The organism is Wolbachia endosymbiont of Oedothorax gibbosus (assembly GCF_936270145.1).
Taxonomy (GTDB): domain Bacteria; phylum Pseudomonadota; class Alphaproteobacteria; order Rickettsiales; family Anaplasmataceae; genus Wolbachia.
On record NZ_OW370537.1, the window covers coordinates 1 to 14,573 of the forward strand.

Consider the following 14,573-nt stretch of genomic DNA (forward strand, 5'->3'; position numbering starts at 1 on the left):
TTATCAAGAAAACTGTTATTAAATGTTTAATAAGCATGTGAATAATGTCAAATTAATTTGTGAATCAATTGTTGATATAAAATACCAACAATTGATCAACAACTTTTTCAATGACATATACATAGTTGTAACAATCCATGATGGTAAAGTGTTTTTCATAAAAGAAAATTACTAACACTCTAAACATCTTACTTATACACATAAATTATAACAGAAAATCAATAGCATATAAAAGTTATCAACATATTTATCCACAAATTAAATAACGTCAATTTTTACTGAATTTTAAGTTAGTAACAAGTTGTTGATAGGACTATTATTACTACTATACTTTAATATACAGAAGAGTAGATAAAATAGATTGGAAAGCAGCAAAACAACGATAGCAAAAGTTATCAAACAAAATGAGCCAGGTGAAAGAGTGCCTGTTTGGCTAATGCGTCAGGCTGGTAGGTCTCTTCCTGAATACCGCAAAGCAGTGGAAAGCATGGGTAATTTCATGGAGATGTGCTACAACACAGATTTGGTTGCAGAATTAACATTGCAGCCAGTAACAAGATTTGATGTAGATGCGGCGATAATTTTTTCAGACATTTTAATAATCGCTGATGTTTTAGGTTGTGACGTGAACTTCGTACGCGGTGTAGGTCCAATAATAAAACCCGTAGGAAGTCCTAAAGAATTGAAAAGTCCACAAGACATTGAAACTAAAACTTTACCAATTCTAAACGCTATAAAAAAAGTCAGAAGCCAATTACCACAAGAAAAATCTCTCATAGGATTTGCTGGAGGACCGTGGACAGTAGCTTCATACATTATAGAAGGCGGAAGCAGTAAAAATTTTTCTAAAATATTAAATTTTTGCCCTTCATTTTTGAAAGAAATAATTGAACGAATAACGGAAGCAACAATTATTTATCTGATTAAACAGATAGAGTTTGGAGCAGATGTTATTCAGCTATTTGATAGTAATGCTGGTGCATTATCGGAACCGTTATTCAAAGGATATGTTATAGAACCAACAAAAAAAATTGTTTCAGCAATAAAGAGTAAGTTTCATGATTTTCCAATGATAGGTTTTCCAAGGTCTGCTGGAAATCTTTATAAGGATTACTGCGAACAAACAGGTGTATCTGCAGTAAGTATAGATTATAATGTTCCAATAGAATGGGCAAAGGCGAATCTAAAAATCCCTCTACAAGGAAATCTTTCTCCTAATCTTTTAGCCTATAATAAAATGGAAGCAATAAAAGAGGCGAAACGTATAATAGATTGCTTTAGAGATTTACCCTTCATATTTAATCTCGGACATGGAGTACTCCCTGATACTCCGGTTGAAAATATTGCTGCGTTGATAAACCTGGTAAAAAGCTACTAGTACAATACAGAAAATTCCTAGCTTTTTTGTTCTACAAGGTTTATCATTTAAATTTAGCTTTAGTAAGATATGTCAGACCTTGCAAAAAGAATGTCTCTAATAAAACCATCACCTACGATTGCTGTAGCCGATAAGGCAAATAAGTTAAAAAATGAAGGAAAAAAGATCTGTGTTTTAGCTGCAGGAGAACCGGATTTTGACACTCCAGATCATATAAAAAAAGCAGCTATTCAAGCAATAAGTGAAGGTAAAACTAAATATACCGCTGTTGATGGAACGCGTGAACTGAAAGAAGCAATAATCAATAAGTTAAGAAAGGATAATAACCTCGAGTACACGCTTAATCAAATCTGTGTTGGTACAGGCGCTAAGCAGGTGTTATTCAATTTGTTCATGGCAACAATTAACTCTGGAGATGAAGTTATTATTCCAGCTCCTTATTGGGTTTCATATGTTGATATGGTAAATCTTTTTGGGGGCTTACCAGTTGTAGTGGAATGCAAACAAAATTTTAAACTGACAGCGGAATTATTGAAAAGCAGGATAACTAAAAAAACTAAATGGTTAATTCTTAACTCACCGAACAATCCTGCAGGAGCTGTGTACACATATGATGAATTGAAAGACATGGCACAAATATTACTTGAATATCCACATGTGAATATTGTTACAGATGATATTTATGAGCATATAATATACGACGGAAAATTTTTTACTATCGCTCAGGTTGAGCCAAAGCTTTACGACAGAGTTTTTGTGGTCAATGGAGTATCAAAAGCATATGCAATGACAGGCTGGAGAATAGGGTATATTGCAGGTAAAAGTGATGTAGTAAAAGCTATTTCTACACTGCAGTCTCAGAGCACTTCTAACCCAAATTCGATAGCACAAGCAGCAGCAGCAGCAGCATTAAACGGTGACCATATTTTTTTGAAAGAAAGAACAAGGATTTTTAAGAGTCGTAGAGATTTTATGGTGGAAAAGATAAATTCTGCTCCGGGATTATCAGCGTCTGTTCCACAAGGTGCGTTTTATTTATTTGTCTCATGTGAAGGATTGCTCAGTAAAAGCACAGAAAGTGGTAAGATAATAAATAATGATTTAGATTTTACTGAATACTTACTGGAAGACCATTTAGTTGCTGTAGTTCCAGGGATTGCATTTGGTCTGGAAAATTTTATCAGAATTTCTTATGCAACCTCCCAAGAACAATTAGAAATTGGGTGCAACAGTATTATTAAAGCATGTGAAATGCTAAGTTAATTTTGTAACATTCTTATGTATAATATTTTCATATCTCAGTAAGATGGAGTTAATGTATGGCTTGGGTGTATTTGTTATTAGCTGGCTTGGTTGAGATAATATGGACCACAGCACTAAAATATAGCAATGGCTTTACTCGTGTTATACCTGTAGTAATTATCTTAGTTAGCGGTTCTGTAAGTCTTTACTGGCTGTCGTTAGCAATGAAGTCTATTCCCCTTGGTACATCTTATGCAGTTTGGACTGGTATAGGTTCCATAGGTGCAGCAATAATAGGAATAATATTTTTTAATGATCCGGTAAATTTTGGACGCTTGCTTTCTCTTGCTTTTGTAATACTGGGTATTGTGGGTTTGAAGGTGTTTACTAAATAAATGGTTAGAAGTTAGATGGATAAAGAAGTTAAAGTAGGCTATCCATTATTTCACCACGTTTTACCAAGGTTATCTTGAATGCTCTAACTTGTGTCTTTCTACGGAAGGCATTCCTATTGATTGGGCAAGTTTCTTCCTAATATTGAATTCCTCATTTTTTTCATTTTGTTGCAGTAAGTTAATGTTATTTATTTTATTTACTAAATCTTTCCCCTTTTCCAGAGTCTTTAAATCACTTTCGTTAATGTGATGTTCATTGTAAAATTCTGCAACAATTTCTTTTCTTTTCGGATAAGTATTTAAAAATTCCGACACCTGATGTTTAGCGACAGCTTGAATAAATTTCTTATTAAATCTTGGATCGTTATATAGATTTTCCAAACTTTTGTCATAATGCTTTGCTTCGTTTATAAACCCCAGTTGCGGATTAATCAATATAGTAAAATCTAGAAATACAGGGCTTTTTAGGCTTCATGGAATATGAAACTAATGTGGAAAAGACGTGCACCAAGAAATTTATTGGAGACCTGTGCCTTGAATGCTCAAGCTCAAGTCTGTCTTTTAGGTAGCCAAAAACTGTTTCAATAATCGACCTTTTTCTTAAAAAAATCTTTTCTTCAAGTAGCATTAATGTGTTTTTCATACCTTTTTTTACTTTGGTAACGAGTTTTAGTCCTCTATCGAAGAGTTTTGCAAAGAGCTCTTTCTTTATATAGCCCTTATCACCAAACAAAAGACCAGTCAGTTTTTCAGTTAATTTTGGTACTGGTTTTCTGTCGTCAACGTTACCTTTAGTAAGTGTAACTCCTTGAATTTCACCTTTTTCATTAATTACCATATGCAATTTAAAACCAAAAAACCAGCCATATGTAGTCTTTCCAAGCTTTGCCAATCCTTTGAAAACTTTGTTTCTTGAGATTCTTTTTGGATGGCAAACAGCGATAGATGTTGCATCTATGTACGAAATCCCTGTCATTTTCGACTGCTCACATAGCCATTGCAAAAGTAATGCTAAATACCATAAAACCCTCGGTTTTAGCCTAATAAATCTACTATATGTTGGCAAATTTTGAAACTCAGATCCATATAGTGCTTTCAAATAATATGTATAGAAAGATTTAAAGTCCTCACATCTAGATTGTTGATAAAGTAAAATTATAGTAAGAATTTCAGAATGCGTAATCTCTGGCGTTCTGGTAGGTTTTTTACTGTTTGGCAGGAGTTTTTCTGCGAAATTTTTGTTTATAGCCTTGCAAAAATCGTCTACAAAGCAAAATAATTCTGTTACATTTTTATTCATGGGTAACCTCTCTACTTTTTGATAATATGTTTCCGGAGTTTACCCTATTTCCCTATCTTTTTCACTGACTTCTAATCCGCAACTGGGGTTTTATAATGAGTTTTATTATCTCTTCTATGCCACTTAGAAGTTCCCTATACAATTTGTCATATCTATTGCCTGACACATGTGTAGCGAATGTTTGTTCAATGTATTTTGTTATGTAATTTTGCAGCGTATTATCTATCGTGCTTATGTTCATAAGCCTACCTTAATGTTATATTAACTATTTTACATGTAGAAAGGTTAATATTGAGTTAATAGGGTATTTCTGAAGTCAAATTTTACTGAAAATTATGGTATTTTAGATATAATTGTCAGCATGAAATAAAAACATAAATAAAATGGATCTTGTAACAAAAGTGAAGCTTAAGATAAAGATGAATAAGGGCAAAATCATAAATATACTTATCATTTGTGGTGTAATTTTTTTCATATACCTTATTCATGAGCCAGTTGTAGATATGGTAGAAAAAATTATAAGTAAAATAAAAGGTCTCTTTTAAAAAATACCCTCAGATTAGAGTAGATATTTAAAAAAGAGTTGCTTCTTGCTGGTAAAATACCTATAACTCCAGCTTTGAGGTAAGACTAGCATTGCAGAGAAATTTTTTCATATGGTTGCTAGCATCGCTGTTCTATGCATACCAATACATATTACGTGTAATTCCAAATGTTGTAGTTCCTGAATTGATGGTAAGGTTTAATATAGGAACAACGGAGATAGGACAATTTTGTGGACTATACTACATAGGTTATGTGTTAGCACATATTCCTGTGGGTATTTTGTTGGATAGGTTTGGTTCTAAAGTTGTTATACCAATTTGCATAGCATTAACATCTTTAGGTGCTTTACCTTTGGTCGTTTCCGACAATTGGAGTTGTTCTGTTGTTGGAAGAATACTTACTGGTATTGGATCTTCTGCTTCAGTACTTGGACTTTTTAAAGTGATAAGTATCTATTACTGCAGAGAAAAGTTTGCCGTAATGTTTAGTATATCAGCTATTATTGGCATTTCGGGTGGTATATTTGCCACTAAACCATTACATATCTTATTTGATAAATTTGGATGGGATTATGTACTTATTGCATTTATAACACTTGGACTATTGCTTGCTTTAACTACTTTTATATCTATACCTAAAGCTGATACTTCAGATAGAGTAGATATTAAAAATTTAAGCAAGATTATATTCAATAAGAATGTTTTATTGGTAAGTTTGTTTGGTGGTTTTATGATTGGACCATTAGAAGGCTTTGCAGATGCATGGTCCACAACATTTTTGTATGAGATGTATGCTATAGATAGACACGTTGCATATAGCATTTCAAAATGGATACTAATAGGCTTTAGTCTTGGAGTTTTGTTACTTCCTCATATATTAGCAAGGTACCCAGGTAGGCACTATGAAATAATAATTTTTTGTGCTATGGCTATGATAATTATGTTCTTATTGCTTTTTATGTGTGATGTTAATCTACTGTTAGCATGTATATTGCTGTTCATTATCGGCTTTGCTTGTGCGTATCAAGTTGCTTTGACCGATAAAGTTGTGTCTTGTGTAAAAAATGATTCAGTAGCAAGCGCAGGGTCCATAAGTAATGCTATAGTTATGAGTTTTGGTTATTTTTTTCATACCGTTATTGCAGGAATAATGAATTTTTATTGGGATGGTAAAATGGTTGATGAAATTCCATTTTATGGAGCTAATGTAATGATTAAATCTATGTCGATAATACCTGTATGCTTATTGATAGGAATGATAGGCTTTTTGTCGCTTAAGATTATAAGCTGCAAGAAGAGCTTGCCAAATTTAAAAAATTGATGTATTAAATCTGTTTTATGGGTAGGTTTTTGATGGTTTTCATAACTAAGGTACCTATAATCCGAAGCTTGAGGTAAAATTGATGCTACAGAGGAATTTTTTAATCTGGTTGTTGGCGTCACTGTTTTATGCGTACCAATATATATTACGTGTAATACCAAACATAATTGCGCCTGAATTGATAACAAAATTTAACATAAGTATTACAGACGTTGGTCAATTTGGTGGCCTGTATTATATAGGCTATACGCTTGCTCACATACCTGTTGGTCTTGCTCTTGATAGATTTGGGCCAAAGTTTGTTTTGCCTGCATGCATTGTCTTGACATTTACTGGGACATTGCCGCTGATATGTTTTGATGAGTGGTATTACTCAATACTTGGTAGAATAATTGTCGGAATTGGGTCATCCGCTTCAGCAATTGGGCTTTTTAAAGTTGCAAGTATGTATTTTTCACAAGAAAAATCAGCAAGGATGGCTAGTTTATCTATAGTAATAGGGTTACTGGGAGCAATTTATGGTGGATTACCTCTAGACTTTTTGCTCAATAAATTTGGTTGGAATTATGTTATATATACTTTCTCAGCATTTGGGTGCTTGCTTGCCCTACTTTTATTCTTAATAACGCCAAACAGTAACATGGAGGAGAGTAGAAATGACAATATACTTCAAGATTTAAAAACTGTACTTTTCAATAAACATATCATTCTAATCAGCTTTTTTGGTGGCTTAATGGTTGGACCATTAGAAGGTTTTGCTGATGGTTGGGCAAAAGCGTTCTTATGTGAAGCATATCAAATGACCGGGGACCTGGCATCTTCGCTTTCTTCCTTTATGTTTATAGGTATGGGAGCTGGATCATTCTTTCTCGCTTATTTACTGGAGAAGTATCCAGACAAACATTACGAGGTGATTATTGCGTGTTCTTTTGCAATGATCGCTAGCTTTCTCTTGCTTTTTATGCAAGCTGGCGGTTTATATGTTGTACTACCTGCACTTCTTGTTATCGGTTTTGCATCTGGGTATCAGGTAATTACTATTTATAAGGCAATAAGTTATGTAAATAATAACTTGGTGGGTTTAGCTACAGCTGTATCAAACATGATAGTTATGGTTTTTGGCTATTTTTTTCACACTGGGATCGCAAAAATAATAGATTTGTGTTGGGATAGAACAGTAATACAAGGAAATCCTGTGTATGGTGCTGAGTTGCTGATAAAAGCAACATCAATTATTCCTGTGTGTCTACTCTTAGCTGTTTTTGGGTTTATGTGGCTAAAAAAACGGTCTTAAAATTGCTTGTGCATCTTAAAATTAAAGCGAGGTTTGATCTATGATGAGTGTTTTAAAAAAAATCTGCGGCTCTAAAAATAGTTTAAAGTCTTTTGATAACGAGGTTTATCAATTTATAGAAAAAGAATTGCAACGCCAAAAATCACAATTGCAATTAATTGCATCAGAAAATTTTACAAGTAAAGCAGTAATGGAAGCACAAGGCTCTTTTCTGACTAATAAATACGCAGAAGGCTATCCAGGCAAAAGATATTACTGTGGCTGTGAGCATGTGGACAAAGTTGAAAGTCTGGCTATAGAAAGACTTTGTAAGTTGTTTGGTGTAAAATTTGCAAATGTTCAACCTCACTCTGGTTCTCAGGCGAATCAAGCAGTTTTTGCATCATTACTTACTCCAGGCGATACAATACTTGGATTATCGCTTAATTGCGGTGGGCATCTAACTCACGGTGCGGCGCCAAGCCTTTCTGGTAAATGGTTTAAGTCAATTCAATATGCAGTTAACAAAGACACTTATCTGCTCAATATGGATGAGATAGAAAAGCTGGCACTAGAATATAAACCAAAATTGATCATAGCAGGTGCTTCTGCTTACCCGAGAAAAATGGACTTCAAACGCTTTCGCGAGATCGCAGATAAAGTTGGTGCATATCTGCTTGCAGATATTGCTCACTATTCAGGGCTTATTGCAGCGGGCGAATATCCATCCCCTGCTAAATATGCGCATGTTATGACTTCCACGACTCACAAAACTTTGCGTGGTCCTCGTGGTGGAGTGGTAATGACAAATGATGAAGCGTTACATAAAAAAATTCAGTCTGCAGTTTTTCCAGGATTGCAAGGTGGGCCACTTATGCATGTGATAGCTGCAAAAGCTGTTGCATTTAAGGAAGCATTAGCGCCAGAGTTTAAAATTTATAGCAAAAAAGTTGTAGAAAACGCAAAAGTGCTGGCTCAAGAACTGCAAAAGCATGGACTTGACATTATAACCGGTGGCACTGACTCTCATATAGTGCTAGTTGACTTAAGATCGCAGAAATTAACTGGAAAAGACGTTGTAGATAGCCTTGAGAGAGCCGGTATTACCTGTAATAAAAACTCTGTACCATTTGATACAGCAAAGCCGACCATCACTTCAGGGCTCCGTTTTGGCACCGCTGCTGAGACAACACGCGGACTTAAGGCAGAAAATTTTAAAGAGATAGCTGGTCTAATAAATGAAGTAATTCAAGGATTAATCAGCGGAAATAGCTCGAATGTTGAAAAAACGGTAAAAACTAAAGTTGAAAGGATTTGTAGTAGTTTTCCTATTTATTAATTTATGTGGCGTTATTCAAGTAGCCCACAGAAACGAAAAACTTCCTTGACAAACTCCGCCAGCCCCCTTATCATGAAACTGAAGCTATTTATTTATCTTCGCAATCTCTGCAGTGGATTAATGACAAAAAACTTAATGTATTTGGCGTAAATCATGCTTAATTTTTGCACTATGTGCATTCTATGTCTTTATAAAATCTTCGGGTTTTTACCTATATAAGCTGAAACGCGCTTATAAGTCGTTTAAGACAGTAAAAGACGTCAAATAGACAAGGGAGAATTTGAATACTAGCCGCCCTAGGGTTTCTTTGCCTTTTTTTCCGCTCAGTAAATTTCTTAACGTTTATAATTTAGGTTAGTTGCATTTAAAAGCGGCTGAATCGTAGCGTTTAGAATAAAAAACGCCAATATTTTGAAGTACATATAAATAACTAGTCACCAACGGGGTTTCTTTTGCCTTTTTTTTCGTTTGGTAAATTTCTTAATGTTTATAGCTAAAGTAACTTAGGTTCACCGACAATCGTCATCCCGCTACGTGTTAGCGGCTAAGAGATACCGCGGTGGTATGACGTAGAGCTCGCGTTAGCTATAAGATTAGCTAACATTCTGCACGTCCATAAAAAATAAACCTTCTTTCTCGTCTTGAACGCTAATAATAGCGTGAGTGTTAAAAGGTAAAGGGTCATTTGTACGCCCATGACCTATTCCTTGGATTGTGAACACTGGAAAGTTAACACTTTTTGCAAACCTTTCTTTTACAACTTCAACAAGATTATCATTATAACAGTTAACGAAATCCCCAAAGATTACTGCATGCACTCCATCAAAGATGTGGGCTTGCTTTAAGTGATCTAAACTGCGCTCTATTGCGTATGGGTAAACTCTTATGTCCTCTAAAAATAGAATTTTACCTTTCGCATTTATTTGCCAAGCGGTTCCTATACTATTTTCAACTAAAGTCATATTACCACCGATGACTTTAGACTCTAATCTGCCATCTTTTAATCTAATGCCATTGTTTATCGTCTTTAGGTTATCAAATCTGATAGAGTTGCGTTGCTTAAGAATTAACTCTTTCAATTTTTCAACAGAGCTTTCAGAAACGAAGTTGTTTACTATCATTTCTAACATGGTGCCGTGAAGAGTTTGCCAATCGTATTTGACTTGTAGATAGATGTGCAAAGCGGTTATATCGCTATAGCCTATGAGGATTTTTTTGTTTTGAGCAATCCTTTCTTTTTTATCATTGGGTAACTTTTCTAGATAGGGAATTAACCGAGAAGCCCCTTCTCCTCCTCTGATACACCAGATTATTTTACTATCACCGGTTAGTGCACTAATCAAATCATTTGCTCTGAATTCATCAGAGTGAGAATAGAATGGATTATCATTACTATATATTTTCTCCGAAATATGGGGATTAAAATCCAAAGCTTCTACATACTTTTTTATGGTAGTTAGATCTGATTCTTTTCCCTTGGAAGAAGGAGCGATAATATCGATTTGATCAAGTGCATGGCTACCTGTGTTAGCACATAAAGTGAGAATGAAATATAAAAGATAAACAATAACGGAGTACATTAAAATATCTTATAAAACTCTTTTTTTAGTATATCATCGAGTTCAGAGAGTGGAACTTTCACTCCTAGTTCTTCCATTGATGTGACGCCATAACCTTTCAATCCACAAGGAATAATACCCTTATAGTGAGAAAGATCTGGAGAGACGTTAAGCGCTATGCCATGATAAGTTACCCATTTTCTTAAGCGAATACCAAAAGCTGCAATTTTTTTTTCTACTCCGTTATGGTTTACCCAAATGCCTATTCTATCTTCTCTAAACTCTCCAAGTATATTAAATCGCTTTAAAACATTTATGATCCACTTACTTAGATCTCTAATATATAGCTTTATATCGCATTTGTTTCTTTTTTTAAGGTTTAACATTAAATATATGATGCGCTGTCCTGGACCATGATATGTGTGTTTACCACCTCTGCCTGTTTTATATATAGGAAATAGTTTTTCAACAATGTCATCATCTGTTGCGCTAATTCCTGCAGTGTAAAGTGGAGGGTGCTCAAGTAGCCATACCAATTCATCAGATAAATTATTGTGAATTTGTTGAATTTTCTCTTCCATGAATTTTACAGCATGGTTATAATCAATGAGTTGGTTAGATATTAGCCATTCTGTCATGTTCAATTTCTTTTTTTTTAGTATAGCAGTTCGTTCTTTTCCTGTTATTCCAGTGTGTGACACTGAGCGCAGCCTTTCTTATTCCTAATATACTTAATACTAACTTCTGTACTATTTCTCCTTAACAAACATAGTACATGACAAATGTTTAATTGTTTGTCAACACAGGTCCTCTTTACGTATAGGCAACTTTTTTTATTGAAAAATTCAGAAAAATGTTGTATAATTATTGGTAGATTTTAGGTAAAATACATGGCAAACTCAAAATTTAGCATAACTTTCAACAACGAAATTTCAGAGTGTCTTGCTGGACTGGCTAAAATAAGAAATAAGTCCATTAAAGAACTAACAGAGAAGCTAATACAAGAAGCAATTGAAAATGAGGAAGATAAAATACTAATTGAGCGTGCTGCTAAACGTAATGTTTCAGGTGTAAAGAAAATTAGAAGTGAGGATGTAGACTGGAATACAATATTATCTTCATAGAAAGCGTTCTTGAGAAAGACCTTCCAGCTCTTCCAAAAACAATAAGATTAAGGATCATAAATGCGATAAATAAGCGCCTTACAATTGATCCCATTAACCTTGGTGAGCCATTATATTACAGATTTAAAAGACAAAGAAGATTAAGGGTAGGTGATTATCGCGTTATCTATTCCGTAAATATTATAAAATATGAAGTGGTTATCACAGAGATAGGACACAGAAAAGATATTTATAAGTAAGTACATCATATAAACATTAAATATATTTTTACTCCTTCCTGATTCATTTTCTACCTTAGGTGGCTTCGCTCAGCTCAAAAAAAAAGCTCATTCTTTTTGCTACCCCTTATTGTGCCTGCCATTTAACTACTGTGTAGAGATTGCTCTCAAACATAATGTTCGTACGTTAGTATATCCTTCCTGTGACACCAATTGATATAATTCTACCACAAATTCAATTTTTTAGGAGGCACATATGAATTTCAACATTTTTCAAAGAAAAAAAAGCGCAGTATTTACTAAATATTCTGCTTTGCAACTAATGATGGAACCAAGTTGGAGTAAGCGTGATTATGTAAGTTTTGCTGAGGAAGGTTACATAAAAAATGTTATTGCCTTTCGAGCAATTAATATGATTGCAAGTGCTGCATCTTCGGTACCTTTTACTCTCTGCCGGCTTACTGATCAGGGAAAATCACAATTGAAAATTCATCCATTATTAAAGTTACTTTATTCTCCTAACCCAATGACATCAAAATCGGAATTTATTGAGGGAATTGTAACTTATCGGTTAGTTAACGGCAATTCTTATATATTGATGGTTGAGTTGCAGAACAATAGAAAACCACCAACAGAGCTTTATCTTCTGCGCCCAGATAGGGTTGAAATTGTTCCAGGGAGAAATAACGTTCCTTATATCTATCGTTATACCATAAATAACAACAGTTATGACTTTAAAGTTGATAAACTAACCGGACGTTCAGCAGTGTTGCACCTTAAAACCTTTAACCCTTTGAATGATTGGTATGGGTTATCACCAATTGAAGCAGCCGCGTACAGTATAGATCAACATAATCAGGCGGGTGCTTGGAATCAAGCGATGTTGCAAAATGGGGCAAGACCAAGTGGTGCAATAGTTGTGAAATCAGCGAAGGACGGGAGTGGCGGTAATTTAAGTCAAGAGCAGTATCAACGATTAAAAGCACAGATAAATGATCATTATTCAGGCCCTGTCAATGCTGGAAGACCGATATTGCTTGAAGGAGGCTTGGAGTGGAAAGAAATGAGCTTATCACCAAGGGATATGGATTTTATCGAGTCCAAACATAGTTCAGTTCGTGATATTGCCCTGGCTTTTGGCGTTCCGCCGCAGTTGCTTGGCATACCAGGTGATAACACTTATAGCAATTTAGTCGAAGCACGCCTGTCCCTTTGGGAGCAGACGGTTTTACCAACGCTAGAAAATATTATCTGTCACCTGAATTCTTGGCTGACACCAAGATTTGGTGAAGATCTGTGCTTGTCGTACGACAAAGACGCAATAGAAATTCTCATGGAAAAAAGACAAAAGTTGTGGAAATACGTAGAAAACGCAAGCTTTATGACGCTCAACGAAAAAAGAGAAGCTTTTGGCTTGCCACCGCTGCCGGGTGGTGATGAGTTAGGTTGAAGTTTTTATATACAATGTAAGTGTAGTAATAGACTTCTTGTATAACCATTGTTTATATGAAAAACCGGTAGCCCACTCTTTTGCAGTGTGTGACGCTGGAATCTCATTCCTTAATTTTACAATGTAAAAATTGCACCCATTTGCAAGCAATAATTTGTATCTGTTCAGGCAATGGCGTCAACTTAAGGAAAAATATCGGTGATAGTGTATAAAATTTCTCTCTAAAATTTTTACCATTAAATTACCTAAAAGCTGCAATAAATAGCACTTTTGTTGCTGTTTTATTTCAACAAAGAAGTCTAAAATGTCCTTAAGTTGACGCCATTGTCTGTTCAGGATAGCGGCAAGACCATAGAGTAAAAGTGAGTTTACAACAAATGGTGTCATCCAAGTAGCTGACACTGGAATGGCTTTGTTGCATCGCTCTTCGGATAGTAGGTAACGTACAATAAATTCATGAAGCTATCTCAAACTTAGCCATCAGTAAATTTGTTAAGCAAATAACACTTGAGTAGCAGTTCCTTCTCACGATTAATCTCAGATTTGCTCCTAAAACTAAACCCAAATATTCGCTTCAACCTTGAGAAAAATCCTTCAATATACGATCTTTTTCCGTAATTTACTTCTTCTTTCCATCTTTTTATACCATTCTCACCATGTAATTTCATTAACTGAATAGCGGCATTTCTATCAAGCATATAATCCAATTTTGGATGCTCTGCTGCGTTGTTTTTCGGAGGAATTTTCGTTTTTATACCATATTGATTACACAGCTTATAGAGCTTTTCTCTGTCATATGCCCTATCTGCATATAGTGCTTTTATGGCATGCTGAAAATCAACTTCTTTTAGCAAATCACAAGCTCCATAGTGATCAGAGTAGACACCGTTACTGTATTTTACAGCTATGGCTTTTTTGCTGTTTGTATTCAACATTACATGCAATTTTCTTGTCTGTTCATAGCTGCGATACTTTCTATCTTCGCTATTTTCTTTGCTATGTGTTGTTGTATATACTAATTCCTGTACTGTCTATAGCAATTTCGATATCTTCCATATTATTTTCTGCAATCATTGATCTTAATATTGAGTTTCTTTTGATGCTTGTGAATAGCTGATAACTTGCAAATTTTTCCCAATTTGCTCAAGGTATCCTGCTATAAACCCAACTCAGGCCTATTCTAAATAAACAAGTTATTATGTGCACCAAAATTACAACTTTATCGCTATAAATATTGTTGCCACCTGGTATTTTTGGACCATTCTCGTACCACTTTTCTATGGCTTCGTTGATATAATGAAAAATATTTCCTCTTTTTTCTAGAAATTTGTTATATTCGCTATGGTTACTGACCCTCATTTTTTGTGGCATATTTTTTCTTTCAAGGTTAAATGGCTATTTTATAATGAATTTTGTCAGTAGCCACCAG

The 14,573-nt window shown here is 34.7% G+C and carries 12 protein-coding genes and 2 pseudogenes; 9 read left to right on the forward strand and 5 right to left on the reverse strand.

Annotation, left to right across the window (positions count from 1 at the left end):
* Positions 1–361: 361 nt before the first annotated feature.
* The 3 genes from hemE to NBW37_RS00015 all read left to right on the forward strand — a co-directional run bounded on the left by hemE (position 362) and on the right by NBW37_RS00015 (position 3,015).
* The gene (gene hemE, locus NBW37_RS00005) at positions 362–1,378 is read left to right on the forward strand and encodes a uroporphyrinogen decarboxylase (protein WP_250296404.1); all 1,017 of its coding nucleotides are present in this window, start codon (positions 362–364) and stop codon (positions 1,376–1,378) included.
* 69 nt (positions 1,379–1,447) lie between these two features.
* Positions 1,448–2,641: a pyridoxal phosphate-dependent aminotransferase gene (locus NBW37_RS00010; protein WP_250296405.1), complete on the forward strand. Its 1,194-nt coding sequence runs from the start codon at positions 1,448–1,450 to the stop codon at positions 2,639–2,641.
* A gap of 56 nt (positions 2,642–2,697) precedes the next feature.
* A complete protein-coding gene (locus NBW37_RS00015; protein WP_250296406.1) occupies positions 2,698–3,015 on the forward strand; it encodes a DMT family transporter in 318 nt (105 codons plus the stop codon).
* Positions 3,016–3,084: 69 nt separating this feature from the next.
* Here NBW37_RS00015 and NBW37_RS00020 read toward each other — a convergent pair.
* Both NBW37_RS00020 and NBW37_RS00025 read right to left on the reverse strand, forming a co-directional pair.
* Positions 3,085–3,426: pseudogene (locus NBW37_RS00020) on the reverse strand (hypothetical protein); the annotation flags it as partial.
* Positions 3,427–3,442: 16 nt separating this feature from the next.
* Positions 3,443–4,315 carry an IS982 family transposase gene (locus NBW37_RS00025; RefSeq protein ID WP_250295817.1) on the reverse strand — a complete coding sequence of 291 codons (873 nt, stop codon included), beginning with the start codon at positions 4,313–4,315 and terminating at the stop codon, positions 3,443–3,445.
* Between the two features lie 636 nt (positions 4,316–4,951).
* On the opposite strand from NBW37_RS00025, the gene NBW37_RS00030 reads away from it, so the two are divergent.
* The 3 genes from NBW37_RS00030 (at position 4,952) to glyA (ending at position 8,793) form a co-directional block, all read left to right on the forward strand.
* Positions 4,952–6,181 (forward strand): MFS transporter, encoded by a 1,230-nt coding sequence (locus NBW37_RS00030; RefSeq protein WP_250296408.1) that lies wholly within the window; start codon positions 4,952–4,954, stop codon positions 6,179–6,181.
* Between the two features lie 82 nt (positions 6,182–6,263).
* Complete coding sequence (locus NBW37_RS00035; RefSeq protein WP_250296409.1) at positions 6,264–7,475, forward strand: MFS transporter; 1,212 nt, start codon at positions 6,264–6,266, stop codon at positions 7,473–7,475.
* 40 nt (positions 7,476–7,515) lie between these two features.
* Positions 7,516–8,793: a serine hydroxymethyltransferase gene (gene glyA, locus NBW37_RS00040; protein WP_250296410.1), complete on the forward strand. Its 1,278-nt coding sequence runs from the start codon at positions 7,516–7,518 to the stop codon at positions 8,791–8,793.
* Between the two features lie 593 nt (positions 8,794–9,386).
* On the opposite strand, the gene NBW37_RS00045 is transcribed toward glyA, so the two are convergent.
* Complete coding sequence (locus NBW37_RS00045; protein WP_250296411.1) at positions 9,387–10,373, reverse strand: LD-carboxypeptidase; 987 nt, start codon at positions 10,371–10,373, stop codon at positions 9,387–9,389.
* Complete coding sequence (lipB, locus tag NBW37_RS00050) at positions 10,373–11,014, reverse strand: lipoyl(octanoyl) transferase LipB (RefSeq protein WP_256466285.1); 642 nt, start codon at positions 11,012–11,014, stop codon at positions 10,373–10,375. Before lipB ends, NBW37_RS00045 begins: the two co-directional genes overlap by 1 nt.
* 228 nt (positions 11,015–11,242) lie before the next feature.
* On the opposite strand from lipB, the gene NBW37_RS00055 reads away from it, so the two are divergent.
* From NBW37_RS00055 to NBW37_RS00065, 3 genes are all read left to right on the forward strand, one after another.
* The gene (locus NBW37_RS00055; RefSeq protein ID WP_010081986.1) at positions 11,243–11,476 is read left to right on the forward strand and encodes a DUF6290 family protein; all 234 of its coding nucleotides are present in this window, start codon (positions 11,243–11,245) and stop codon (positions 11,474–11,476) included.
* Positions 11,473–11,715 carry a type II toxin-antitoxin system RelE family toxin gene (locus NBW37_RS00060; RefSeq protein ID WP_256466286.1) on the forward strand — a complete coding sequence of 81 codons (243 nt, stop codon included), beginning with the start codon at positions 11,473–11,475 and terminating at the stop codon, positions 11,713–11,715. The genes NBW37_RS00055 and NBW37_RS00060 overlap by 4 nt, the downstream gene beginning before the upstream one ends.
* 235 nt (positions 11,716–11,950) lie before the next feature.
* Positions 11,951–13,144 (forward strand): phage portal protein, encoded by a 1,194-nt coding sequence (locus NBW37_RS00065; protein ID WP_250296412.1) that lies wholly within the window; start codon positions 11,951–11,953, stop codon positions 13,142–13,144.
* Positions 13,145–13,617: 473 nt separating this feature from the next.
* On the opposite strand, the pseudogene NBW37_RS07815 reads toward NBW37_RS00065, so the two are convergent.
* Positions 13,618–14,515: pseudogene (locus tag NBW37_RS07815) on the reverse strand (IS5 family transposase).
* Positions 14,516–14,573: the final 58 nt, after the last annotated feature.

Coding starts and splice junctions, on each gene's coding strand:
- NBW37_RS00045 (WP_250296411.1), bottom strand. CDS start 10,373: ATGTACTCCGTTATTGTTTATCTTTTATATTTCATTCTCACTTTATGT.
- NBW37_RS00025 (WP_250295817.1), bottom strand. CDS start 4,315: ATGAATAAAAATGTAACAGAATTATTTTGCTTTGTAGACGATTTTTGC.
- NBW37_RS00010 (WP_250296405.1), top strand. CDS start 1,448: ATGTCAGACCTTGCAAAAAGAATGTCTCTAATAAAACCATCACCTACG.
- NBW37_RS00015 (WP_250296406.1), top strand. CDS start 2,698: ATGGCTTGGGTGTATTTGTTATTAGCTGGCTTGGTTGAGATAATATGG.
- glyA (WP_250296410.1), top strand. CDS start 7,516: ATGATGAGTGTTTTAAAAAAAATCTGCGGCTCTAAAAATAGTTTAAAG.
- NBW37_RS00055 (WP_010081986.1), top strand. CDS start 11,243: ATGGCAAACTCAAAATTTAGCATAACTTTCAACAACGAAATTTCAGAG.
- NBW37_RS00065 (WP_250296412.1), top strand. CDS start 11,951: ATGAATTTCAACATTTTTCAAAGAAAAAAAAGCGCAGTATTTACTAAA.
- NBW37_RS00035 (WP_250296409.1), top strand. CDS start 6,264: ATGCTACAGAGGAATTTTTTAATCTGGTTGTTGGCGTCACTGTTTTAT.